This window comes from Tardiphaga sp. 813_E8_N1_3 (assembly GCF_051811025.1).
GTDB lineage: Bacteria > Pseudomonadota > Alphaproteobacteria > Rhizobiales > Xanthobacteraceae > Tardiphaga.
In genome coordinates this window covers 390001-414539 of sequence record NZ_JBPWQE010000001.1, presented here as the reverse complement: position 1 = coordinate 414539, position 24539 = coordinate 390001, and the positions used below count along the sequence as shown (strand labels likewise).

The 24539-nt window shown below is 61.3% G+C and carries 26 protein-coding genes and 1 tRNA gene (1 of these 27 running past the window's edge); 19 read left to right on the top strand and 8 right to left on the bottom strand.

Features of this window, described 5'->3' with window-relative positions; genetic code table 11:
* Positions 1-30: 30 nt before the first annotated feature.
* The 10 genes from AB8A33_RS01965 (at position 31) to mmsB (ending at position 11239) form a co-directional block, all read left to right on the top strand.
* Positions 31-1563 (top strand): sugar ABC transporter ATP-binding protein, encoded by a 1533-nt coding sequence (locus AB8A33_RS01965; protein WP_439091209.1) that lies wholly within the window; start codon positions 31-33, stop codon positions 1561-1563.
* Positions 1564-1577: 14 nt separating this feature from the next.
* On the top strand, positions 1578-2561 hold the full coding sequence (locus AB8A33_RS01960; protein ID WP_439091208.1) for an ABC transporter permease: 984 nt from the start codon (positions 1578-1580) through the stop codon (positions 2559-2561).
* Positions 2558-3541, top strand: coding sequence for a galactofuranose ABC transporter, permease protein YjfF (gene yjfF / locus AB8A33_RS01955; RefSeq protein ID WP_439091207.1), 984 nt, complete (start codon positions 2558-2560; stop codon positions 3539-3541). Before AB8A33_RS01960 ends, yjfF begins: the two co-directional genes overlap by 4 nt.
* Positions 3538-4260, top strand: coding sequence for a FadR/GntR family transcriptional regulator (locus tag AB8A33_RS01950; RefSeq protein ID WP_439091206.1), 723 nt, complete (start codon positions 3538-3540; stop codon positions 4258-4260). The genes yjfF and AB8A33_RS01950 overlap by 4 nt, the downstream gene beginning before the upstream one ends.
* Positions 4261-4285: 25 nt before the next feature.
* Positions 4286-5212, top strand: coding sequence for a Gfo/Idh/MocA family protein (locus AB8A33_RS01945; protein ID WP_439095831.1), 927 nt, complete (start codon positions 4286-4288; stop codon positions 5210-5212).
* On the top strand, positions 5212-6282 hold the full coding sequence (locus AB8A33_RS01940) for an aldose epimerase family protein (protein ID WP_439091205.1): 1071 nt from the start codon (positions 5212-5214) through the stop codon (positions 6280-6282). Before AB8A33_RS01945 ends, AB8A33_RS01940 begins: the two co-directional genes overlap by 1 nt.
* Positions 6283-6292: 10 nt before the next feature.
* On the top strand, positions 6293-7213 hold the full coding sequence (locus AB8A33_RS01935; protein ID WP_439091204.1) for an SMP-30/gluconolactonase/LRE family protein: 921 nt from the start codon (positions 6293-6295) through the stop codon (positions 7211-7213).
* Between the two features lie 167 nt (positions 7214-7380).
* Positions 7381-8445, top strand: a complete 1065-nt coding sequence (gene chvE / locus AB8A33_RS01930) for a multiple monosaccharide ABC transporter substrate-binding protein (RefSeq protein ID WP_439091203.1) — start codon at positions 7381-7383, stop codon at positions 8443-8445.
* Positions 8446-8516: 71 nt separating this feature from the next.
* Complete coding sequence (gene mmsA, locus AB8A33_RS01925; protein WP_439091202.1) at positions 8517-10052, top strand: multiple monosaccharide ABC transporter ATP-binding protein; 1536 nt, start codon at positions 8517-8519, stop codon at positions 10050-10052.
* Positions 10049-11239, top strand: a complete 1191-nt coding sequence (gene mmsB / locus AB8A33_RS01920; RefSeq protein WP_439091201.1) for a multiple monosaccharide ABC transporter permease — start codon at positions 10049-10051, stop codon at positions 11237-11239. Before mmsA ends, mmsB begins: the two co-directional genes overlap by 4 nt.
* Positions 11240-11365: 126 nt before the next feature.
* On the opposite strand, the gene arsH is transcribed toward mmsB, so the two are convergent.
* From arsH to AB8A33_RS01895, 5 genes are read right to left on the bottom strand one after another with little or no spacing between them, the layout of a single operon-like run.
* On the bottom strand, positions 11366-12058 hold the full coding sequence (gene arsH / locus AB8A33_RS01915; RefSeq protein ID WP_439095830.1) for an arsenical resistance protein ArsH: 693 nt from the start codon (positions 12056-12058) through the stop codon (positions 11366-11368).
* A gap of 16 nt (positions 12059-12074) precedes the next feature.
* Entirely contained in the window at positions 12075-12488 is a 414-nt protein-coding gene (gene arsC / locus AB8A33_RS01910) for an arsenate reductase (glutaredoxin) (RefSeq protein WP_439091200.1), read from the bottom strand.
* The gene (gene arsB, locus AB8A33_RS01905; RefSeq protein ID WP_439091199.1) at positions 12485-13540 is read right to left on the bottom strand and encodes an ACR3 family arsenite efflux transporter; all 1056 of its coding nucleotides are present in this window, start codon (positions 13538-13540) and stop codon (positions 12485-12487) included. Before arsB ends, arsC begins: the two co-directional genes overlap by 4 nt.
* A gap of 1 nt (position 13541) precedes the next feature.
* Positions 13542-14069: an arsenate reductase ArsC gene (locus tag AB8A33_RS01900; RefSeq protein WP_439091198.1), complete on the bottom strand. Its 528-nt coding sequence runs from the start codon at positions 14067-14069 to the stop codon at positions 13542-13544.
* Positions 14070-14080: 11 nt separating this feature from the next.
* Entirely contained in the window at positions 14081-14461 is a 381-nt protein-coding gene (locus AB8A33_RS01895; RefSeq protein ID WP_439091197.1) for an ArsR/SmtB family transcription factor, read from the bottom strand.
* Between the two features lie 113 nt (positions 14462-14574).
* Between AB8A33_RS01895 and AB8A33_RS01890 the strand changes: the two genes are divergently transcribed.
* The 4 genes from AB8A33_RS01890 to AB8A33_RS01875 all read left to right on the top strand — a co-directional run bounded on the left by AB8A33_RS01890 (position 14575) and on the right by AB8A33_RS01875 (position 18762).
* Positions 14575-14895 (top strand): ArsR/SmtB family transcription factor, encoded by a 321-nt coding sequence (locus AB8A33_RS01890; protein WP_439091196.1) that lies wholly within the window; start codon positions 14575-14577, stop codon positions 14893-14895.
* Between the two features lie 48 nt (positions 14896-14943).
* On the top strand, positions 14944-16290 hold the full coding sequence (locus tag AB8A33_RS01885; protein ID WP_439091195.1) for an NAD(P)-binding domain-containing protein: 1347 nt from the start codon (positions 14944-14946) through the stop codon (positions 16288-16290).
* An 88-nt stretch (positions 16291-16378) separates the two neighbouring features.
* Complete coding sequence (locus tag AB8A33_RS01880) at positions 16379-17554, top strand: MFS transporter (RefSeq protein WP_439091194.1); 1176 nt, start codon at positions 16379-16381, stop codon at positions 17552-17554.
* A gap of 20 nt (positions 17555-17574) precedes the next feature.
* Entirely contained in the window at positions 17575-18762 is a 1188-nt protein-coding gene (locus AB8A33_RS01875) for an MFS transporter (protein WP_439095829.1), read from the top strand.
* Between the two features lie 209 nt (positions 18763-18971).
* Here the strand turns inward: AB8A33_RS01875 and AB8A33_RS01870 are convergent.
* Positions 18972-19048 (bottom strand) — tRNA-Met (locus AB8A33_RS01870).
* 285 nt (positions 19049-19333) lie between these two features.
* Positions 19334-20110, bottom strand: coding sequence for an SDR family NAD(P)-dependent oxidoreductase (locus tag AB8A33_RS01865; protein ID WP_439091193.1), 777 nt, complete (start codon positions 20108-20110; stop codon positions 19334-19336).
* A 110-nt stretch (positions 20111-20220) separates the two neighbouring features.
* Between AB8A33_RS01865 and AB8A33_RS01860 the strand changes: the two genes are divergently transcribed.
* From AB8A33_RS01860 to AB8A33_RS01840, 5 genes are all read left to right on the top strand, one after another.
* On the top strand, positions 20221-20736 hold the full coding sequence (locus tag AB8A33_RS01860) for a CvpA family protein (RefSeq protein WP_439091192.1): 516 nt from the start codon (positions 20221-20223) through the stop codon (positions 20734-20736).
* A gap of 83 nt (positions 20737-20819) precedes the next feature.
* Positions 20820-21602 carry an SDR family oxidoreductase gene (locus AB8A33_RS01855; protein ID WP_439091191.1) on the top strand — a complete coding sequence of 261 codons (783 nt, stop codon included), beginning with the start codon at positions 20820-20822 and terminating at the stop codon, positions 21600-21602.
* A gap of 145 nt (positions 21603-21747) precedes the next feature.
* A complete protein-coding gene (locus AB8A33_RS01850; protein ID WP_439091190.1) occupies positions 21748-22599 on the top strand; it encodes an MBL fold metallo-hydrolase in 852 nt (283 codons plus the stop codon).
* An 88-nt stretch (positions 22600-22687) separates the two neighbouring features.
* On the top strand, positions 22688-23530 hold the full coding sequence (locus AB8A33_RS01845) for a fumarylacetoacetate hydrolase family protein (RefSeq protein WP_439091189.1): 843 nt from the start codon (positions 22688-22690) through the stop codon (positions 23528-23530).
* A gap of 68 nt (positions 23531-23598) precedes the next feature.
* Positions 23599-24216 (top strand): glutathione S-transferase family protein, encoded by a 618-nt coding sequence (locus AB8A33_RS01840; RefSeq protein ID WP_439091188.1) that lies wholly within the window; start codon positions 23599-23601, stop codon positions 24214-24216.
* A gap of 99 nt (positions 24217-24315) precedes the next feature.
* Here the strand turns inward: AB8A33_RS01840 and AB8A33_RS01835 are convergent, their stop codons facing one another.
* On the bottom strand, positions 24316-24539 hold the end of the coding sequence (locus tag AB8A33_RS01835; protein ID WP_439091187.1) for a methylated-DNA--[protein]-cysteine S-methyltransferase. Its footprint extends 319 nt past the window's final position; only the last 224 of its 543 coding nucleotides appear in the window; its start codon lies beyond the right edge, outside the window; its stop codon occupies positions 24316-24318.

Genomic DNA, 24539 nt, shown 5'->3' with positions numbered 1-24539 from the left:
TGAGGCCAAGCCTGCGAGAGTGCCAGATTCATGCCGATTGCTGATGCCGTGCCTCCCTCCTCTCTGCTCGAAGTCCGCGGACTCACCAAGAGCTATGCCGGTGTCTGCGTGCTCGACTGCGTCGATTTCACGCTGCGCGGCGGCGAGATCCACGCCCTGCTCGGCGAAAACGGCGCCGGAAAATCGACGCTGATCAAGCTGGTGACCGGCGTGGTGTCGCGGGACGCCGGAAGCGTACGACTCGATGGGGTGGAGATCGCGCCGCGCTCGGCAGACGACGCGCAGCGCGCCGGCATTGCCACCGTCTATCAGGAGGTCAATCTGCTGCCCAATCTGTCGGTGGCGCAGAACCTGTTTCTTGGCCGCCAGCCGACTCGTTTCGGACTGGTGCGCGACGGCGAGATGCGCCGCCGCGCCGCACTGCTGCTGAAGGAATTCGGCCTGTCGATCGATGTCGGCGCGCCGCTCGGCGACTATTCCGTCGCGGTCCAGCAGATCACCGCGATCGCCCGCGCGGTCGACATGTCGGCGCGGGTTCTGATCCTCGACGAACCGACCGCCAGCCTCGATCGGCATGAGGTAGAGATCCTTTTCGACGTGATGCGAAAACTCGCTGCCCGCGGCATCGGCGTTGTGTTCGTCACCCATTTCCTTGATCAGGTCTATGAGATCTGCGATCGCATTACCGTGCTACGCAACGGCCGGCTCGTCGGCGAGCGCGAGACCACCGCGCTGCTGCGCATGGACCTCGTGCACATGATGCTCGGCCGCGAACTGAGCGACGCCACCGCCGAACCCACCCGCGACGGCGTCGGCTCGGGAGGAGCGCCCTATGCCCGCTTCAAGCAGTTCGGCAAGGCAGGTTATCTCGCACCATTCGATCTCGAGCTTCGGAGTGGAGAAGTGGTCGGCCTAGCCGGTCTGCTCGGCTCCGGACGTACCGAGACAGCGCGTCTGGTGTTCGGCGTCGAGCGTGCCGACGCGGGTTCGGTGAGCATCGACGGACGTGCCGTGCGTCTGCATTCGCCGCAGGATGCCGTCAGCTTTGGCTTCGGCTATTGTCCAGAGGAGCGCAAGACCGAGGGCATCGTCGCCGAGCTGACCGTGCGCGAGAACATCATATTGGCGCTGCAGGCCCGCCGCGGTCTGCTGAAGCCGCTGTCGCGCCGCGAGCAGGACGCGATCGCCTGGCACTTCATCAAGCTGCTCGACATCCGGCCGGCTGATCCAGAGCGCCCGATCGGACTGCTGTCCGGCGGCAACCAGCAGAAGGCGCTGCTCGCCCGATGGCTGGCGATTGAACCTCGGCTGCTAATCCTTGACGAGCCGACCCGCGGCATCGATGTCGGCGCCCATGCCGAAATAATCCGGCTGATCCGCCGGCTGTGCAGCGAGGGACTGGCCCTGCTCGTCATCTCGTCCGAACTGGAGGAAATCGTTACCTATGCCGATCGGGTGATCGTGCTGCGCGAGCGCGTCCATGTCGAAGCGCTTGCCCACGATGCGATCAACGTGTCGTCGATTCTCGCGGCCATTGCCGCCGACGAACCGCGCGCAGCATGAAGGGTGTATCCCACATGGCGCTTCGTCTGCCGCGATCCGGTCTGCCACAAATCATCGCATTTTTCGCGATCTTGGCGATTAACTGGACGGTGTCGCCGCAGTTCTTTGATATCAGACTGCAGGATGGCAGGCTGTTCGGCAGCCTGATCGACGTCTTCAATCGCGGCGCGCCGGTGGCGCTGTTGTCGCTCGGTATGGTGCTGGTGATCGCGACCCGCGGCATCGACCTGTCGGTCGGAGCCGTGATTGCAATCTCCGGCGCGATCGCGGCCAGCCTCGCCGACAGCCAGCCACTGCCCGTGGTTCTGGCCGCAGCACTTGGCACCGGACTGCTGTGCGGCTTGTGGAACGGGTTTCTCGTCGCCGTGCTCGGCATCCAGCCAATCGTCGCGACCCTAATCCTGATGGTCGCCGGCCGTGGCATCGCGCAGTTGATCACCGAGGGCCGGATCGTGACCTTCACCTCACCGGATCTGGTCTGGTTCGGCGGCGGCTCGGTGCTCGGCATTCCCGCACCGATCGCGATCACGCTTGGCATGTTGCTGCTGACCCTCGCACTGGTGCGCGGCACCGCGCTCGGCCTGATGATCGAGGCGACCGGCGGCAATGCCCGCGCCAGCGCGTTGGCCGGCGTCGGCACCCGTGCCATGACCATGGCGGTCTATGTCTGGTGTAGCCTGTGCGCCTCGCTTGCCGGCATCATCGCCGCCGCCGACATCCTCGGCGCCGATGCCAATAATGCCGGGCTATGGCTCGAACTCGACGCCATTCTGGCCGTCGTGATCGGCGGAACCTCGCTGTTCGGCGGCCGCTTCAGCCTGGTCTATGCCGTACTCGGTGCGCTGATCATCCAGGCGATGAACACCGGCATCCTGCTGTCGGGCTTCCGGCCGGAATTCAACCTGGTGGTCAAGGCCGTGGTTGTGCTGGTCGTGCTGCTACTGCAGTCACCGCGCTTCGCCGGTCTCGGCACGGCGCTTTCGAAGGCATGGAAATGAACCGGCTGTTCCCCGTCCTCGTCACGACAGCCGTATTCGTTGCCGGCTTCATCGTCTGTTCGGTGCAATTCCCGAATTTCGCCTCGACCCGGGTGGTGGCCGATCTTCTCACCGACAACGCCTTTCTCGGCATCGTCGCCACCGGGATGACGTTCGTAATCATCTCTGGCGGAATTGACCTGTCGGTCGGTGCGGTCATCGGCTTCACCACGGTCTTTCTTGCCATTGCGATTGAGCGCATGGGCCTGTCGCCCTGGCTCGCCTTCGCACTCGTCCTTGTCATCTGTGCGTTGTTCGGGGCTGCGATGGGCGCGATCATCCAGTTGTTCGACCTGCCGCCGTTCATTGTCACGTTGGCCGGGATGTTCCTGGCGCGCGGCACCAGCTTTCTGATGTCGACGGAGTCGATCCCTATCACGGCGCCGCTTTACACTGGGCTGTCCGACTATGCGATCAAGTTGCCCGGTGACGGCCAGCTCACGGTGGTGGCGATGATCATGTTGGCGGTATTCGTCGCTGGCATCGTGCTGCTGCATTTCACCCGGTTCGGAGCCAACGTCTACGCGCTCGGCGGCAGCCGCGTCTCGACGGCGCTGATGGGCATTCGCGTCGGCAGGATGACCGTGTACATCTATATGCTGTCCAGCGCGCTCGCTGGGCTCTCGGGCATCGTGTTCTCGTTCTACACCTCCGCCGGCTATTCACTGTCCGCGGTCGGCGTCGAACTCGACAGCATTGCTGCGGTGGTGATCGGCGGCACGCTGCTGACCGGCGGCTATGGCTATGTGTTCGGCACCTTTGTCGGCGTGCTGATCCAGGGGCTGATCCAGAGCTACATTAATTTCGATGGTACGCTGTCGAGCTGGTGGACCAAGATCGCGACCGGCATCCTGCTGTTCGCCTTCATCGTGCTGCAGCAGGCCATGGTCGGTTTCGCCAAACGATCCGGCCGACGCCCGGCAGGAGTGACAGCATCGTGAGCGCGCAACTGGTCAGCATCCCAACGCGGCGGGCGCATTCCAACCATGCGGAGATCGCGCGCAATATTGGCATCGACATCATTTCCGGCCGCTATGCCGAAGGTGCCAAGCTGCCGGGTGACACTGAGCTGATCCTGCAATTCGGTGTCTCGCGTCCGGTGCTGCGCGAAAGCGTCAAGACGCTGGTGGCGAAAGGCCTGCTCAGCACCAAGGCGCGGGTCGGCACTGTGGTGCGCGAGCGTGCCGCCTGGAACATGTTCGACATTGACGTACTGGCCTGGCACCTCGACGCCGGCATCAACAAGCGCTTCTTGCGCGATCTCGCCGACATCCGGCTGGCGGTCGAACCCAGCGCAGCGCGGCTCGCCGCCGAGCGACGCTCCGATTCCGACATCGCGGAACTTCGCCGCAGCATGGCATTGATGCATGCCGCACCGTCCGACTCGGCCAGCTTCGCCGATGCCGACCTCAGCCTGCACATCACCATCGCAAATGCCTCGGGCAATCCGTTCATGCGTTCGATCGGCTGGGTGATCGAGGCGGCACTGCGCGCATCGTTTCTGCTCAGCGCACCGGTCGAGGAGTCGGAACGCGACATCGTACTGGCATCGCACCAGCAGATCGTCGACGCCATCGAACAGCGGAACGCGGACGAGGCGGCGCAACTGATGACCAAGGTGATCCTGAACGGGCTGCGCCGCCATGGCGCTGCTGGCTAAACATGCAGGGCGAAGGACCATGCCGATGATGCCGATCCGGATTGCCATTGTCGGCCTCGGCAAGATCGCGCGTGATCAGCACGTTCCGGCTATTGCCGCAACGCCCGGCATCGAACTGGCTGCGGTCGCCAGCCGCAATGCCACGCTGGACGGCGTCGCGCATTTCGCCTCGCTCGACGAGCTGCTGGCGCGGGCACCTGATATCGACGCCATCGCGCTGTGCACGCCGCCACAGGTCCGTCGCGCCCAGGCAGCCGCGGCGCTGGCGGCGGGCAAGCATGTGCTGCTGGAAAAGCCGCCGGGCGCCACGGTGAGCGAGATTGCGCCGCTGCTGGCTGCGGCGCAGGACTCCGGCAAGACACTGTTCTCCAGTTGGCATTCGCGCTTCGCCCCAGCCGTCGAACCGGCGCGCGCCTTCCTGGCCAACCGTCACATCCGCTCGGTGGCAATCACTTGGAAAGAGGACGTCCGGATCTGGCATCCCGGCCAGCGCTGGATTTTCGAGGCCGGCGGTCTCGGCGTGTTCGATCCCGGCATCAATGCGCTGTCGATTCTCACCCGGATTCTGCCGCAGCCTTTTTTCCTGACGAAGGCCGAACTCTCGTTCCCGTCGAACTGTGCTGCACCGATCGCCGCCGATCTCGACTTCACCGACCACGGCGGTACGCCGATCCGCGCCGAATTCAACTTCCTGCAGACAGGTCCGCAGACCTGGGAGATCCGGGTCGAAACCGATGACGGCTGGCTGACGCTGTCCGCCGGCGGTGCGAGGCTGAGCTATGCCGGCGTAGCATTGGTCGATGAGACGCAGGCCGAATATCCGGCGCTCTACCAACATTTTGTCGACCTGATCCATCGCGGCGTCTGCGATGTCGATCTGGCGCCGCTGGTGCACGTTGCGGATGCTTTCATGCTGGGCCGGCGTCTCACCGTTGGGGCTTTCGAGGAGTGATGATGACTGCAGCCCTCACGCGCGAGATGTTCGGACGATTGGCCGATGGCCAAGATGTCGAGCGCGTCACGCTGCGCACGGCCGATGGCTTCGAAGCGCGCATCCTCACTTATGGGGCGACCCTGCAGGCCTTGCTGGTGCCGGACCGTGATGGAAACATCGACGACATCGTGCTGGGCTTCGACGACCTCGCGGGCTATACCGTGCCGCGGCGCTATTTCGGTATGACTGTCGGCCGCTACGCTAACCGCATCGCGCAAGCCAGCTTCGAACTTGCCGGCACGCGGTTCACGCTCGCCGCCAATGACGGCGTCAATGCGCTGCATGGCGGCGTCGAGGGCTTCAGCCGCAAGCTTTGGACCGTCGTCGGCACTGAAGACGGCCCGGCGCCCTCGGTCACGCTGGCCTGTCGAAGCCCGCATGGCGAGGAAGGCTATCCGGGGACGCTCGATGTCCGCGTCACCTATCGCATTTCAGGACCCGGCGAACTGACCATCGATGCCCTGGCGAACACCGACCGGCCGACCGTGGTCAGCCTCACCAATCACAGCTTCTTCAATCTCGACGGCATAGCGACGGGACGCGATATTCTCGGCCATCGCCTGAACATCGCTGCTGATGAGTTTCTGTCCGTCGATGAGCACACCATTCCGCTGGCCGGGCCTCCACGGAGTGTTACAAATACGCCATTCGATTTTCGTAGCGCACAGGCGATCGGTGCGCGTATCCGCGAGGCCGACGAACAATTACGCCGTGGCCGCGGCTACGATCATAATTTCTGCCTGCGGCCGGCAGCCGATATTCGGCTCGCGGCACACATCGAGTCACCACAATCCGGCCGTCGCTTGGAGCTGCATACCAATCAGCCCGGCCTGCAATTCTACTCCGGCAATTACCTCGACGGCACCGTCGCAGGAAAACACGGCCGACTGTATCGCCAGTCGGCTGCCTTGTGTCTCGAACCGCAGAACTGGCCGAATGCGCCGAACCGCCCGGATTTCCCGTCAGCCCGTATTGATCCCGGCGAGACCTATCGCAACCACACGCTCTATCGCTTTTTGACGAATTGAGAGCGGCATCATGCGCGCCCCTCGCGAGACGACAACCGAGCCCCGCATCGAGAAGGTGCCGACCACGATCCTCGGCACGACGCGCTGTCACCTTGGTGAAGGCGCAAACTACGATGCCGCGAGCAATACCGCCTGGTGGTTCGATATCCTGGAGCGCCGGCTATTCCAGGCCGATCTCGGCAGCGGAGCAATCCAGATCCATACGCTGCCCTGGATGGCGAGCGCGCTCGCCATGATCGACGATCGACGGCAGCTGCTGGCGGCGGATGATGGACTCTACGTCCGTGAGATCGCCAGCGGGGCTTTGCGCCTTCTCATCGCGGTCGAGGCTGATCAACCTGGCAACCGGTCCAACGATGCGCGGGCACATCCATCCGGGACGTTCTGGACCAGCACCATGGGATGCCGGGCGGAACAAGGCGCGGGCGCGATCTACGCGCTGCATCAGGGACAGCTATCGCGGCTATTTGCCGGCATCAGCATTCCCAACGCGATCTGCTTTTCACCGGACGGCGCCACCGGCTATTTCACCGACTCCCGCGAGAACGTGCTTTGCCGCGTCGCACTCGACTCGGTCACCGGGCTGCCGACCAGCACGCCGTCGGCGCTCCATCTGCACCGCGGCGAGGGTGATCTTGATGGCGCGGTGGTGGATGCCGAAGGGCTGATCTGGTGCGCGCGCTGGGGCGGCGGCTGTATCGATGCCTATGCGCCAGATGGCCGCCGGGTCCGAACCGTGCATGTGCCGGCACGTCAGCCAAGCTGCCCGGTGTTCGTCGGCGCCACATTCGATCGGCTGCTGGTTACGTCCGCCTCCCAAGGAATGGATCCAGCGGCGCGAGCGACCGACCCGGAACACGGCCGGACGTTTCTGCTTGATGTGGCGGCACGCGGCCGCCCGGAACCGCGCGTCAGGATCGGAACCATGTAATGCAAGGGCATGTCCGGATTCATCTCAAGCGACATGCCGCGGATGATCCGCTACGCTTCGGACAATCATGCAGGAATGCAAACACGCGCACGACGAAGCCGCAGCAAAACAATCGCGGCAGGCACGGACTGACGTTCAGGAAGCGTCCAACAGAGTGGGAGTGAAACATGAATTGGATCAAAACAACACTGTCTGTTATTGCCCTTGCAGCGATCGGCGTCGCCGCGCCGGCGCTAGCGCAAACCAAACCCACTGTCGGTGTCGCGATGCCGACCAAGGCCTCAGCACGCTGGATCGCCGACGGCGACAATATCGTGAAAGTGCTCAAGGAACGCGGCTACAATACCGATCTGCAATATGCCGAAGACGATATTCCGAACCAGCTATCGCAGATCGAGAACATGGTGACCAAGGGCGCCAAGGTATTGGTGATCGCCTCGATCGACGGCACCACATTGTCTGACGTGCTCAACCAGGCCAAGGCCAAGGGCATCACCATCATCGCCTATGACCGGCTGATCCGGGACACCCCGAATGTCGATTACTATGCGACCTTCGACAATTTCCAGGTCGGTGTGCTGCAGGCGCAGTCGATCGAGAGCGCGTTGAAGCTCAAGGACGCCAAAGGCCCGTTCAACATCGAACTGTTTGGCGGATCGCCCGACGACAACAACGCCTATTTCTTCTACGATGGCGCGATGTCGGTGCTGAAGCCATATATCGACAGCAGCAAGCTGGTCGTCGCCAGCGGCCAGACCGGCATGAACAAGGTGTCGACCTTGCGCTGGGACGGTGCCACCGCTCAAGCCCGAATGGATAACCTGCTGAGCGCCTTCTACACAAACAAGAAGCTGTCCGCGGTGCTGTCGCCCTATGACGGGTTGTCGATCGGAATCCTGTCGTCGCTCAAGGGAGTCGGCTATGGCAGTGGCGACATGCCAATGCCGATCGTCACAGGGCAGGACGCGGAAGTGCCGTCGATCAAATCGATGCTGCGCAGCGAGCAGTACTCCACCATCTTCAAGGATACCCGCGATCTCGCCAAAGTCACCGCCGACATGGTGGACTCTGCGCTGAGCGGCAAACAGGTCCAGGTCAACGATACCAAGACCTACAACAACGGCGTCAAGGTGGTGCCGTCGTTCCTGCTGAAGCCGGTGGCCGTCGACAAGAGCAACTGGGAAAGCCTGCTGCTCGACAGCGGCTACTACAAGAAGTCGCAATTCAACTGATGCGGCCGTGACCGGCGCAGGCCAAGCAAGAATTGGCATGGCCTGCGCCGGATGCCTGGGAGAATCCGGTGATGAACGCCATTCTGGAAATGCGCGGGATCAGCAAATCCTTCGCCGGGGTGAAGGCGTTGAGCGACGTCAGTTTCACGGTTGAGCCGGGCGAGATCCACGCGCTGGTCGGCGAAAACGGCGCAGGCAAATCGACCCTGATGAAGGTGCTGAGCGGCGTCTATCCCAACGGCAGTTACGAGGGCGCCATTATCTATGGCGGCGAGGAACGCCGCTTTCGCGACATCACGGATTCCGAGGCGCTGGGCATCATCATCATCCATCAGGAACTGGCGCTGATCCCGCTGCTGTCGATCGCCGAAAACATCTTCATCGCCAATCCCCCGTCCCGCTTCGGCGTGATCGACAGGGATGCGGTCGATCGGCGGTCGCGAGAGTTGCTGGCAAAGGTAGGACTGCAGGAGACGCCAGACACGTTGGTCACCAACATCGGGATCGGCAAGCAACAACTGGTGGAAATTGCCAAGGCACTGTCGAAGAAGGTTCGGCTGCTCATTCTCGACGAGCCGACCGCCAGCCTCAACGAGACCGACAGCACCGCGCTGCTCGACCTGCTGGTCGAATTCCGCGCTCAGGGCATATCGGCAATCCTGATCTCGCACAAACTGAACGAAGTGGCGCGTGTCGCAGACCGGATCACTGTGCTGCGCGATGGCCGTACCGTCGATACGCTGGACTGTCGCATTGGCCCGATTGAGGAAGATCTCATCATCCGCAAGATGGTCGATCGCGATCTCGAGCACCGCTATCCGCAGCGCGAACCAAACATCGGCGAACCTGTGTTCGCCGTGAAGGACTGGTCAGTGTACCATCCCGAGCATGCCGACCGGCAAGTCATCAAGAATGTCGATTTCCATGTCCGGCGCGGCGAGATCGTGGGCATCGCCGGGTTGATGGGCGCCGGCCGTACCGAATTCGCGATGAGCATTTTTGGCGGATCATGGGGCCGCAAGATCAGTGGCCGCGCCACTCTGCATGGCCGTGAAATCAACGTATCTACTGTCGGCAGGGCAATCGACGCCGGACTTGCCTATGTAACCGAAGACCGCAAGCATTTCGGGCTGCTGCTGGAATCCGACGTCCGCAAGAATGTGACGCTGGCTAATCTCGACGGCGTCGCCAAACACAATGTCATCGACGACGTGCAGGAATTTCGCATCGCCAGCGACTACCGCAACCGCATACGGATCCGCTGCAAGGATGTCTATCAGGAAGCCGGCAAGCTGTCCGGCGGCAACCAGCAGAAGGTGATGCTGTCGAAATGGCTGTTCACCGATCCGCAGGTGCTGATCCTCGACGAGCCGACCCGCGGCATCGATGTTGGCGCCAAATACGAAATCTATTGCATCATCAATGAACTCGCCGATGCAGGCAAAAGCGTCGTCGTGATCTCGTCGGAAATGCCCGAACTGCTCGGAATCTGCGACCGCATCTGCGTCATGAATGACGGCGCCTTCGTCGGCGAATTCGCAGGCCACGAAGCAACGCAGGAGAAAATCATGCGAGCTATCATGCGTAACGGGGGCCATCGTCCATGAGCGACAAGACCATGGCAGCGCCGGAGCCGTCGAAGCATGCCGGCTTCCTCAAGAACAATCTGCGCGAATACGGCATGCTGCTGTCACTGCTTGCCATCATGCTGTTCTTCCAGGTGGTCACCGAAGGCACGCTGCTGCGTCCGCTCAACCTCACCAACCTGGTGTTGCAGAACAGCTATATCGTGATCATGGCACTGGGCATGCTGCTGGTGATCGTCACTGGCCATATCGATCTGTCGGTTGGTTCGGTCGCAGGTTTCATCGGTGCGGTCGCAGCCGTACTGATGGTGCGTTACGGCGTGCATTTCATCCCGGCGACCATCATCTGTCTCGCGCTCGGCGGGTTGATCGGCGCGGCGCAGGGCTACTGGGTGGCCTACTTCAAGATCCCGTCCTTCATAGTCACGCTGGCGGGCATGCTGGTGTTCAAGGGGCTCGCCCTTGCTGTCCTGCAGGGCCAGTCGGTCGGCCCGTTCCCGACGACCTTCCAGAAACTATCCTCCGGCTTCATCCCGGAACTGGTGCCGGGGGCCGGCGCGCTCTATCCGACCTCGCTGCTGATTGGCACGGCGCTGGCGGCCGCGCTGGTGATGATGAACCTGAAAACCCGTGCTCGCCTGCAAAGCCATGGTGTCGAGACCGAACCGACGGGCTTTTTTGCCTTCAAGAATGCTGTGTTGTTCGCCGTGATCGTCTATTTCACCTATCTGATCGCGTCGCATCGGGGCCTGCCCAATGTTCTGGTGATCATGATCGCGTTGATTGCGATTTACGCTTTCGTCACCTCGCGCACCACGATCGGACGGCAGATCTACGCCGTCGGCGGCAACGCCAAGGCTGCCAGCTTGTCGGGCATCAAGACCGAACGGCTGACCTTCCTGACCTTCGTCAATATGGGCGTGCTGGCAGCGCTGGCTGGCCTGGTGTTCGCCGCGCGGCTGAACACGGCGACTCCGAAGGCGGGGCTGGGCTTCGAACTCGACGTGATCGCCGCCTGCTTCATCGGCGGCGCCTCAGCCTATGGCGGCGTCGGCCGGGTCGGCGGCGCGGTGATCGGCGCACTGATCATGGGCGTGATGAACAATGGCATGTCCATCCTCGGCATCGGCATCGACTATCAGCAGGTGATCAAGGGACTCGTGCTGCTCGGCGCAGTCTGCCTGGACGTTTACAATCAGAAGCGCTGACGCGAACGAAGCCGAGAGCACCGGCCGTGTCAGCCTCTACTGCGCGAAACGCTCCCGTCCGGCTCCAATTAAGAAGCTCACGCGACCGCCCCCCTGTGGCTCAGCTGCAAGCTCGACGCTGCAGTTCTAAAGCGCTTTATCGAGATCCATGCGTTGAGAAAGCTTGATAGCTTCCTCGCGCCGTTCGCTATAGCGGTCGGTCAGATAACGGGACACGCCGCGCGTCAGCAGTGTAAATTTCATGAGCTCTTCCATGACGTCCACGATGCGGTCGTAGTACGGTGAGGGTTTCATACGACCAGCTTCATCAAACTGTTCATAAGCCTTCGCCACGGAAGACTGGTTAGGAATGGTCACCATCCGCATCCATCGGCCAAGCACACGAAGCTGATTGACCGCATTGAACGACTGCGAGCCGCCGCTCACCTGCATGATCGCCAACGTCTTGCCTTGGGTGGGTCGAACTGCACCGATCGATAACGGAATCCAGTCGATCTGCGCCTTCATGATGCCGGTCATTGCACCGTGTCGCTCCGGACTGCACCAGACTTGGCCTTCCGACCATGCCGACAACTCCCGCAGCTCCGCCACCTTGGAGTGGTTGGCTGGCGCTCCGTCCGGCAATGGGAGACCCGTGGGATTGAAGATTCGGGCTTCAGCTCCAAAAGCTTCCAGGAGCCTCGCTGCTTCCTCGGTGGCAAACCGGCTGAAAGATCGTTCGCGTAGCGACCCGTAAAGCAACAGGATGCGCGGCTTATGCGCTGGCTGCTCACTTACAAGCTTCTTGAGATCTGGAAGTTTTACGCAAGCAGGATTCAGATTGGGCAAAGTGAGGTCAGTCGGCACGACCCACCTCGATCACATCTCCATCTTCCTTCACAAACCGGCCGATATGCGGGTTTGGCAGGATTTCCAGCACGGCCTCTGACGGGCGGCATAGTTTCACCCCATGAGGCGTGACCACGATGGGCCGGTTGATAAGGATAGGATGCGCCATCATGAAATCGAGCAGCTCGTCCTCGCTCCACTTAGGATCGCTTAGCCCCAACTCTGCATATGGAGTCCCCTTCTCACGGAGCAACGCGCGGGCTGGCATATTCATGGCAGCAAGCAGTTCAACCAATCGATCACGCGAAGGCGGTGTCTTCAGATACTCTACGACCTCAGGCTCTACTCCGCTCTGGCGGATCATCGCCAGGGTGTTGCGGGACGTGCCACATGCCGGGTTATGATAAATGGTCACGGTCACGGCCGCACCTCCACGTTATTTGCTTTTGATCCGGCGCCATCCTCGTACCAGCCGCGGGTTGCCTTGACGATTTTGACCACCGACAACATCACCGGCACTTCGACAAGCACGCCAACCACGGTGGCCAGCGCAGCCCCTGAGTTCAGTCCAAACAGGCTGATGGCCGCGGCCACCGCCAACTCGAAGAAATTGCTCGCGCCAATGAGAGCGGCGGGAGCGGCGACACACCAGGCAACGCCGAACTGACGGCTGAGCCAGTACGCCAACCCTGCATTGAAGTAGACCTGGATAAGGATCGGCACCGCGAGAATGGCGATAACCGTAGGCTGGGCGATGATCTGCTCACCCTGGAAACCGAACAGCAAAACCAGTGTCGCAAGCAGGGCAACCAACGACACTGAACCCAGACGCCCGACCGTGCGATCGAACGCCCCCTGCCCCGACTGCAGCAGGACTCGCCGCCATATCTGCGCAATCACCACCGGCACCACGATGTAGAGCAGGACCGAGAGCAGCAAGGTGTCCCAAGGCACCGAGATCGAAGCGACGCCAAGCAGCAAGCCCACCAGCGGCGCAAACAGGAACACCATCAGCACGTCATTGAGTGCAACCTGACTCAGCGTGTAATGCGGTTCACCCTCGACAAGATTGGACCAGACGAAAACCATGGCCGTACACGGCGCCGCGGCCAGCAGGATGAGGCCCGCGATGTAGGAGGAAGTCTGCCCTACAGGAAGCATCGGCGCGAAGAGATGCCCAATGAAGAAGGTGCCGAGCAGCGCCATGGAGAAGGGTTTGACCGCCCAGTTGATGAACAGGGTCACGCCCACGCCGCGCCAATGCTCCGCGACCTTGCCGAGCGCCCCGAAGTCGATCTTCAGCAACATCGGTATGATCATCAGCCAGATGAGCACCGCTACGGGTATGTTCACCTTCGCCACCTCGGCGCTGGCGATAACGCCAAAGACGCCCGGCATCAGATGACCCAAAGCCACGCCGACGGCGATGCACAAGGCGACCCATAGTGTCAGGTATCGTTCGAAGACACTCATGCTATGCGACCTGCGGCCGGGTGGTGCTGGCCCCCTCGCCTACACCAATGTCCTTCAGTGTCGCGCGCAAGGACATCTGGTCGATAGATGACAACGGCAGCGCCGAGAACAAAGCGATGCGGCTTTTCATGTAGCGGAAGGCAGCAACGAAGGCGGCTTCCTTCTCAAAATCAGATCCAGTCACTGCGGCGGGATCTTCGATGCCCCAGTGTGCTGTCATCGGCTGCCCCGGCCAGACCGGACACGACTCGCCAGCCGCGCTGTCGCAAACGGTAAAGACGAAATCCATCTTCGGCGCATCGACGGCGGCGTATTCCAGCCAGCTCTTGGATCGCAAACCCTCGGTCGGATAATCAAAGCTCTTGAGGACCTTCACAGCGATGGGATGGGTATCGCCTTTTGGCTGACTGCCTGCGGAGAACGCCTGAAAGCGCCCGCCGCCATCTTTTCGCAGAACGGCCTCGGCAAGCACCGATCGTGCGGAGTTGCCGGTGCAGAGGAACAGCACGTTGTAAACGCGGTCAGTCATGAGTGCCTCCATTAGGCTTTGATGCTAGCTTTAGTCTTCCGCTTGCTCGCCGCCTTTGGGGGGCAACAGGGGATCAGGCTGGCTATCAGCGGCTCACATTGCGCGGCATCGCCACCGCAACAGTCCTCGACCATGAACAAGGTCAGTGCCTGAAACGTCTTGAGGTTGGCGCGATAGATGATGGAGCGGCTTTGGCGCTCGCCTACCACGAGCCCGGCGCGCGACAAGACCGCCAGGTGGGCGGACATGGTGTTCTGCGGAATACCGGCCAAGCGAGCCAGTTCTCCAGCCGGGACGCCCTCCGGCTCGCTCTTTACTAGCAACTTGAACGTATCAAGCCGGGTGTTCTGTGCGAGGGCGGCAAATGCCAGTATTGCATTTTCTGTTTCCATACATCCAGATTTATGGATTTATAAGCCCCACGTCAAGAGGAGAGACGAGCCATTATTTCCATCAATCTAGAAATATGGTTGACTCTCCCCATTTTTGAGACCTTGATGCCGCTATGAAGCTAGATGATGCAGCCGTTCGCCTGGAAGCTCTGGGCAACCCGACCCGCCTCAAGGTCTATCGTGCGCTTGTTCGCGCCGGTGAAGCCGGGATGCCGGTCGGCCGCCTTCAGGACAAGCTGAAGGTGGCTCCGTCCACACTCTCCCATCACATCAAGACGCTCGTAACGGCCGGGCTCATCAGTCAGATCCGGGAATCCACTACGCTTGTCTGCCACGCGAACTATGACGTCATGCAAGGACTCGTGGATTTCCTTGTCGCCGAATGCTGCGCTGATGCAGAGGAATGCGCCCCGGCCAAGAGCTCCGCGGCATGATTTTTTCCGGTGTTTATTTCTATAATTCTAGCAGAAAGGGATAATGATATGGGCAGCGCCGAGACAGTTGCTATTATCGGAGCAGGTCCAGTCGGCCTTGCTGCTGCAGCCCATATTTTGGAACGAGGCATGACGCCGATTGTGCTGGAGGCAGGCCCTGAAGTCGGCCATGCAGTCCGGCAATGGGGGCATGTACAGTTGTTCTCTCCTTGGGAGTACAACGTCGACCCAGCCGCCAAGCGTCTGCTTGAGCCCACGGGATGGAATTCCCCAGCGCCCGGAGACTATCCGACAGGCTCTCAACTGGTCGAACAGTATCTGGTGCCTTTAGCTAGCAGGACGAAACTGCAGCAACACATTCTCACATCAAGCAGGGTCACAGACATCAGCCGCCAAGGCTTTGACAAGCTCAAGAGCAAGGGCCGCGCTTCGACACCATTTGAAGTTCGTTATGAAACCTCAAGCGGCACGACACAGGTCGCCCGCGCCGAGGCCGTAATCGATGCTTCAGGAACGTGGACCACGCCAAACCCCGCTGGCGCAAACGGCCTCTATGCCATTGGCGAACAGGATGTCGCCGACAGGGTCGCATACGCCATGCCGGACGTCCTTGGTGCGGATCGAGCCAAGTATGCTGGTAAAGCAGTTGCCGTACTCGGTGCAGGCCATTCCGCCATTGGTACCCTCACCAGCCTTGCGCATCTCAAGCGTGAAGTTCCGGAGACCACCGTCATTTGGCTTCTTCGCGGCGAAGATCCCGCCAAGGCATTTGGCGGCGGCGCCAACGATAAGCTCGCCGCACGGGGCGAACTTGGTTCAGCATTCGCATCCTTGGTCGCGGCAGGTCTTATTCAAGTCGAGCCGGGATTCCGGACAACACGCCTGAGCCTTGAAAACGAACGGCTCCATATCGCCTCCGGATCGACATGCTGCGGTCGCCACATCATTGCCGATGAGCTCATTGTCGCGACCGGCTTCCGCCCGAACTTCGACTTCGTGCGCGAACTGCGTATCAGACTCGATTCCACCGTCGAATGCCCGGTGGCCCTGGCCCCTTTGATCGATCCAAACGAACATAGCTGCGGGACCGTTCGCCCCCATGGTGCTCGGGAATTGGCGCAAGATGAGCCCGGTTTCTATTTTGCGGGCATGAAGAGCTACGGACGCGCACCAACCTTCCTGATGCTGACGGGCTATGAACAGGTACGCTCGATCGCAGCAGACATCGCAGGCGACCATGAGGCCGCCGAACGCGTTGAACTCGTTCTCCCTGAAACGGGGGCCTGCTCACGCACCTCTGTTGAGACGACGAGCTGCTGCGGCGGACCCGAACCGGCTCTCAACAGTAGCTGTTGCGGCCCGGCAAAACAGGCGCAAAAGTCGGCTTGCGCATGAATGACCATCATCGCCAACACGTCACACGACAGGATAGCGTTCAGTGACTTCTTTTGGGACTTGGCAAGGCCGCCCTGCAATCGTTGCGATGTGCATCGGTCAGCTGGGAAGCCTGCTGCCGCATGTGGTGGTCCCCTCGATCCTTGCTCAGTTCCTGATACCCGAATGGCAGTTGACTGGCGCTAACGCAGGTCTGCTGGCTGGCAGCTATGCCGCAGGCTACATGGTCGCTGTCCCTTTCCTCGCAACGCTTACCGACAGGATTGATGCACGCTTCGTTCTGATAGCAGGCTCCGCCTTGAGCGCTCTGGCGACCCTGCTGTTTGGCCTCTTTGCCCAAGGCCTATGGTCGGGAGCGGCCTTGTGGGCACTAGCCGGGGTTGGTTTCGCCGGAGCCTATATGCCCGGCCTCAAGGCCTTGACCGACCGACTAGACCCCGGCGACTCGTCCCGTGCTGTAACTTTCTACACGTCGAGCTTTTCATTGGGCGTCGGGCTTTCTTTTCTGATCTCCCAACTGGTCGCGGAGAACATCGACTGGCGCGCGGCATTCTACCTCACGTCATTGGGGCCTCTCTTAATGATAGCGGCTTGCCTTCTTCTGAAGCCGCTCAGCCCTAAATCCAGTAACGGACGCCTTCTCAACTTCGGTCCGGTATTCCGTAACAAGCCTGCAATGGGTTTCGTCCTGGGATATGGCGCTCACTGTTTTGAGCTCTACGGTATCCGGACCTGGCTGGTGGCGTTCTGGACCTTTGTCGCCAGCAATAACGGCGGTCCTTCTTATCTCACGCCTATCGCCATCAGCTTCGCTTTCTCCATACTGGCGATGCCGTCCAGCATCCTTGGCAATGAGATCGCCCTCCGGCTCGGACGGCACCGTGCTGTCACCATCATCATGGTGATGTCGGCCTCGGTCGCGGTTCTCATCGGCGCACTGGCAGGCCAATCACCCTGGCTCCTTCTCCCCCTCATCCTGATTTACGCGATCACCGTCCCGGCTGACTCCGGCGCGTTGACGGCTGGCATGACCATGGCGGCCAACCCCGATAATCGCGGGGCAACGATGGCCGTGCATTCAACCGTTGGATTCGGCTTTTCGGCACTCGGGGCATGGTGCGTTGGATCAGCCCTCGATCTGGCCGGTGGCCCGCAGGTCGCTTCGGCGTGGCTGTTTGCCTTTTGCGTCCTGGCTGCAGGCATTCTGCTCGGCCCTCTCGCCCTCGCGTGGTCTCGAACACGAGCTGCAAACCAGCCTACCTAGGACGTTTTATGGAATCCCCAATCCGCGACCGACAGCTCCCAGTCATCCTGGCGCTCGGCACCACACAAACATTGGCATGGGCGTCCAGCTATTATCTGCCCGCCATCCTCGCCGATCCTATCGCGCGCGATCTCGGCATTTCCAGTAACTGGTTTTTCGCGGCGTTCTCGGCGGCACTGGTCATATCCGGACTGCTTGGCCCGCGCGTCGGCAGACAGATTGATGCCGTCGGGGGCCGTCAGGTCCTCTCGGTTTCAAACGTCACTTTTGCCCTTGGCCTCGCTCTTCTTGGCTCGGCCCATGAAATATGGATGCTCGTCGCAGCTTGGCTGCTTTTGGGCATCGGTATGGGACTCGGTCTTTACGATGCGGCCTTTGGCGCGCTCGGCCGAATCTATGGCGACAAGGCGCGCCGTGCGATTACGGGAATTACATTGCTCGCTGGCTTTGCCAGCACCATCGGCTGGCCCCTGACGGCTTGGGGACTGGAGACCATCGGCTGGCGCAACACATGCTATGCATGGGCGGCCTCTCATTTGATGATCGGCCTCCCGTTAAACCTGTGGTTCATTCCGCAAGTAAAACGCGCCGTCGCCGCGACCACTGAGACAATCAAGCCTCATATCCCGATTGATCGCACCATGGTGTTGCTGGCAGTCGCCTTTGCTGCGGCCTGGGCTGTCACCGGAGCCATGGCAGCGCACCTTCCCCGCATCCTTGAAGCTACCGGCGCAACCACCGTGCAGGCAATTGCCGCAGGAGCTTTCATCGGTCCCGCGCAGGTTTTCGCGCGCGTGATGGAGGCCAGTGTGCTCGGCCGCCTCCACCCCTTGGTCACCACTCGCCTTGCCTGCATTACACATCCGCTAGGCGCAATTATCATCGCAATCTTTGGCGGCGGCGCGGCCAGCGTCTTTGCGATCTTCCACGGCACCGGCAACGGCATTCTCACCATCGCACGCGGGACCCTGCCCTTGGCGATATTCGGACCACAGAATTATGGTTATCGCCTCGGGATACTCGGCGCCCCTGCTCGTATTTCGCAAGCGCTGGCGCCAGTCGGGTTCAGCCTGCTCATCGACAGGCTCGGCGGTCAGGTACTGCTGGTATCTTCTGCACTAAGCGTCCTCGCGCTTGTGTCTCTCAGCTTCGTCAACCGTCAGGCAAGCCCGGCCCTCAAGGAATCAATTTCCTCAGCCGCGCAATAGTTCTCTCATCGACGTTGAATGAGCTCGCCACAGACTCAATTTCCTCACCTTGCTAGATCCGAGTAAGTGCTTCCATGCGCCGGGTCGGAGGCAGCTTTGGCCAGCGGTCGAACTTCACCATTTTGGTCGCCGGCGGCGATTCCATGAATGAAAAAACCGCCCCGAGGGGCGGTTGCTTCAGTTTGGTTTTGATAAGTCAGATAGATGTTTGGTTGCGGGGATAGGATTTGAACCTATGACCTTCAGGTTATGAGCCTGACGAGCTACCGGGCTGCTCCACCCCGCGCCAAACCTTTCGGAAAACCAGAGAACGAAACGAAGTCGGCCAACGCCAAGGCGTCGATCGATCCCAGTCCGGAGGCTTCCTGAGAAGGCAACCGGGGCAAAGCCCTCGGTGCGAGGGGTATGTACCAATGCCGGCCTGCTTTGGAAAGGGGCAGCGGCGATCTTTTTGCGCTTTTATGACGGTCCGGGAAAACGCCGATCTGCCCTGTTTCGGCACAACCCGGCGCGGCACGAATTGCAACCGCCGAAACTCGCTTTTCAGGCCCACTGGACGCCCTTTGGCGGCCTAATTCAGCAAAAAGCCGCCATCCACGGTCACGGTACTGCCGGTCATGTAACGCGAGGCCTGCGAAGCCAACAGCAGAATGGCACCGTCGAGATCGCTCTCATGACCGACCCGGCGCTGCGCGATGCGCTTGACCAGCTTCTCGCCCACGGGCGTGTCCCACGCGGCGTGGTTGATGTCGGTATCGATATAGCCCGGCGCCAGCGCATTGACGCGAATGCGGTGCGCGGCGAGTTCCAGCGCCAGTGCCTTGGTCGCCTGCACGATGCCGGCCTTGGAGATCGCATAAGGCGACACCGCCTTGGTCAGCCCGAATCCAAGGACCGAAGCGATATTGACGATATTGCCCTCCACTTTATGCGCGATCATGCGGCGCGCGGCTTCGGTCGCCGCGAAATAGGCACCCTTGAGATTGGCCCCGATGACCGCGTCCCAATCCGCCTCAGTCTGATCGATGGCCATCTTCTCGACCGCGATGCCGGCGTTGTTGATCAGCACGCTGACCGGCCCGAGCGCAGCTTCAGCGGCATCGAACGCCTTTGCGATCGAGGCATTGTCGGTGACGTCCATCGACACCGCGACAGCGCGCCCCCCCTTGTCCGTGATCTCCTTCTGCAAGCTCTCCAGCTTGCCCATCTGCCGCGCTGCGAGCACCACAGCTGCGCCATGCGCGGACAGCACGCGCGCAAATTGTTGGCCGAGGCCCTGCGAGGCCCCGGTGATGAGGATGGTTTCTTTACTGACGTCGAATATCCCGGGCGTCACATTTGCAGACATGGCATTTCCCTTTGGTTTTGCCCTAGTGATACCCGGCCTTGCCGTGATCGCAAACCGCCGCGCTCCGCCGATTTCTTTGACGCGGAATTGCCGCATGGGACGAAGCCGCGATGAACAGTTTCGATGTCGTCGTTTATGTCGGCCTGATCGTCGCCATGGCCATTGGCTTTCGCGCCGGCCTCCTGCGCAGCGCCGTGACCATCCTGGGCTACCTGCTGGCGATGCCGATCGCCGTCTGGATCACCGGGCTGATCGCGCCGCAGCTGTCCGGCAGCGCCGGCGTTTCGACCACGCAAAATTCGCTGCTGTTCTTCGCGATCTTTCTCGCGTCAGGCATCGTGCTGGGCTCACTGCTGCGCATGGCGATCAACGACATGATCGGCCACGAGATCGGCATCGGTGACCGGTTCGGCGGCGCTTTGCTCGGGGCTATCCGCGTCGGCCTGATCGCGGTGACGCTGGTGCTGATCTTCGACCAACTGGTACCGGCCGACAGGCAGCCGGCCTATATGACCGGCTCACATCTGCGACCCCTGTTGTCGCTGGCCGGGCAGAAGGGCGTCAAATCGCTGCCGCCGGACGTGACGGCCACGATCGAGCAATGGAAACGCGCGCATCGGCTCTGACATCGGCGCTCTTATCAGGCCGCTTGTGAGCGGCTAGACTGGCCGCCTCTTTTCTTCGCCTCGACAACTTCAGGAGTGACATCGTGGATCTTGGAATCAAAGGCCGCCGCGCGCTTGTCTGCGCATCCAGCAAGGGCCTCGGCCGTGGCTGCGCCGAAGCGCTGGCGGCGGAAGGCGTGCATGTCACGATGACTGCACGCGGCGGCGACGTGCTGGCGGCAGCCGCTGCCGATATCCGCAAGGCGTATCCGGGCGTCGAGGTCACCGAAGTCGTCGGCGATATCACGACGGTCGAAGGCCGCGAAGCTGCGCTGAAGGCAGCCGGCCAGATCGACATCCTCATCAACAATGCCGGCGGCCCGCCGCCCGGCGATTTCCGCAACTGGACCCGCGACGACTGGATCAAGGCCATCGACGCCAACATGCTGACGCCGATCGAGCTGATCAAGGCGACGGTGGACGGCATGATGGAGCGCAAGTTCGGCCGTATCGTCAACATCACCTCGGCCGCCGTGAAGGCGCCGATCGATGTGCTCGGTCTGTCGAACGGCGCACGCAGCGGCCTCACCGGCTTCATCGCCGGCCTGTCGCGCAAGACCGTGCGCAACAACGTCACCATCAACGGCCTGCTGCCCGGCCCGTTCAACACCGATCGCCTGAAGGGCGTTGCCGCCGGCCAGGTCAAGGCGACTGGCCTCTCTGTCGACGAGATCCTGACCAAGCGCGCGGCCGAAAATCCGTCGGGTCGCTTCGGTGAAGCCGATGAATTCGGTCAGGCATGTGCCTGGCTGTGCAGCTCGAAATCCGGCTTCATCACCGGCCAGAACATCGTGCTCGACGGCGGCGCCTTCCCCGGTACGATGTAAGCGGCGATATCTCAAGACACGAAAAGGCGATCGGCAGTCACGCCGGTCGCCTTTTCTTATGATCATATCTACCGACCGGCATTGCGCGCCGCGCCGGAAACCCGCATCTTTCCAGCCCTAAAAAGAACAATGGGGTGAATGCCTGATGCAATGGACGGTCGGCAAGGTCAGGATCACGCAGATCATCGAAGGCGAGACAATAGGCAGCACACGCTTCATTCTCCCGCAGGTCGGCCCCGACGAAGTCCATGCGCTGCCATGGCTAATGCCGGAATTTGCGTCCCCCGAAGGCCGGCTGAAAATGTCGATCCATGCGCTGGTGGTGGAAACCCCGACGCAAAAGATCATCGTCGATACATGTTTGGGCAACGACAAGCAGGGTCGTTCGGTCCCGACCTGGAATAACCTGCACACGCCGTTCCTCGAGAACATGACGGCAGCCGGCTTTCTGCCAGACAGTATCGACACGGTGCTGTGCACGCATCTGCATGTCGATCATGTCGGCTGGAATACAGAACTGGTCGCCGGCCAATGGGTGCCGACATTCCCGAACGCACGCTATGTGTTCGGCCGGGACGAATATGATTACTGGAAGGCCCATAGCGATACGGCGTCGCATCTCGCCGTGTTCAACGATTCCGTGAAGCCGGTCGCCGATGCCGGGCTGATGGATCTCGTTGCCAGTGACGCACAACTGTCGGACGAGATCACGCTGATCCCGACGCCGGGCCACAGCCCCGGCCACATGAGCGTGCATATCAAATCCGCAGGCGAGGAAGCGCTGCTGACCGGCGATGCCGCGCATCACCCGGTACAGATGGCGCATCTGGGCTGGTCATCGACGGCGGATTCCGATCCGCTGCAATCTGCCGTATCACGGCGTGCACTTTTCTCGCGCTTTGCGGATACGCCAACGCTGGTGATCGGCGGCCACTTCGGCGCCGGCCGCATTTCACGCGCGGGAGACGCCTTCAAATTTGCCGCGCTGCAGCACTAGTTTTTGCGGCTCTGACCTTTCCGTATCGCGGTTGAATTTCCCAGCGCCCTGTTCCACAACCTTTCAGACAAGCCCAAGGGAGACGACAATGAAGCTCGTAAGATACGGCGCGTTCGGCAGCGAAAAGCCGGGACTGATCGACAAGGACGGCAAGCTGCGCGACCTCTCCGGACAGATCAAGGATCTGGCCGACGATGCATTCGCGCCCGCAAATCTTGCCAAGCTCGCAGCCCTCGACCCAGCATCACTGCCTGCCGTAAGCGGCTCGCCGCGCATCGGCTCGCCCGTTGGCGGCAAGCCGAAATTCATCGCCATCGGCCTGAACTATGCCGACCACGCCGCTGAATCGAACATGCCGATTCCGTCGGAACCTATCGTCTTCATGAAGGCGCTGAACAGCCTGTGCGGCCCGAATGACGACGTCGAGAAGCCCCGCGGCTCGACCAAGCTCGACTGGGAAGTCGAACTTGCCATCGTCATCGGCACCAAAGCCAAGTATGTGACCGAAGCCGATGCGCTGAAGCACGTCGCCGGCTACAGCGTCTGCAACGACGTTTCCGAGCGCTTCTTCCAGATCGAGCGCGGCGGTCAGTGGACCAAGGGCAAGTCGCACGACACGTTCGGCCCGCTCGGCCCGTGGCTCGTGACTCCGGATGAAGTCGGCGACGTGCACAAGCTCAGCATGTATCTCGACGTCAACGGCAAGCGCTGCCAGACCGGCTCGACCGCGACCATGATCTTCAATGTGCCGCAGATCGTCTCGTATCTGTCCGGCATGATGACGCTGCTGCCTGGCGATATCATTACCACGGGCACGCCGCCCGGCGTCGGCCTCGGCATGAAGCCGCCGAAATTCCTCGAAGTCGGCGACGTCATGACGCTCGGCATCGAGAAGCTTGGCGAGCAGAAGCAGAAAGTGGTTGCGGCTTAAGTGCCCTTCATTTTGCGCGGACATGCCGGGCGTGTCCGCGCTTTTTCCATTCATGAAAGACATCGAACATGAAGCTGACGTTTTCTCCGGGGTCGCCCTTCGCACGCAAGGTTCGCATTGCCGCGATCGAACTCGGCCTGATCGACAAGATCGAACTCACGCCCGCCTCTGTCGCACCGACCCAGAAAAACGAAGCCTATTCGCATGACATCAGCCCGGTCAGAAAGCTGCCCGCGCTGATCCTCGACGACGGCAATGTCATCGTCGACTCCTACGTCATCACCGAATATCTCGACGAGCTCGCCGGCGGCAATAAGCTGATCCCGGCCTCAGGTCCGGCGCGCTGGAAAGTGAAGAGCGAGCATTCGATGCTGCAGGGCATGACGGATGCGATGCTGCTGTGCCGCTACGAAGTCGGTGTGCGTCCGAAGGAGCTGCTGTGGCAGGCCTGGTATGACGATCAGTGGGATCGCGCATGGCAGGGCCTCACGCGCTTCGAAAATCATCCGGACATCCTGACGCGCCCGCTGGATGCGGCGCAGATCGCGCTCGTCTGTGTGCTCGGCTATGCCGACTTCCGCTTCCCGGATTGCGGATGGCGCAAGGCGTTTCCGAAACTCGACGCCTTCCACAACAAGATGCTGCAGCGAGAATCTGTCAAGATCTCCGTTCCACCAAAGGGTTAAGGTCGAAAAGCTGCCTGACGCAATCTGTCGTCAGCTTGCGAAAATCCTGCGGCAGACTTGCAACGATCCTGCAGCGGCTGCGGCAATCGTGCGGCAGATCTAATCGAACAGCGAGGGCGTGTGATTCACATACGCGCCCTCGATGGCGAGCATCTTGAGCTTGGTCTCGACGCCGCCATTGGCCGAAAATCCGCCCGGCTTGCCGCCGGCCGCCAGCACCCGGTGACACGGCACGATCACCGGACACGGATTCTGCCCCATCGCTTGCCCGACATTGCGTGACAGTTCGACACCGCCAAGCTTCTTGGCGATATCGCCATAAG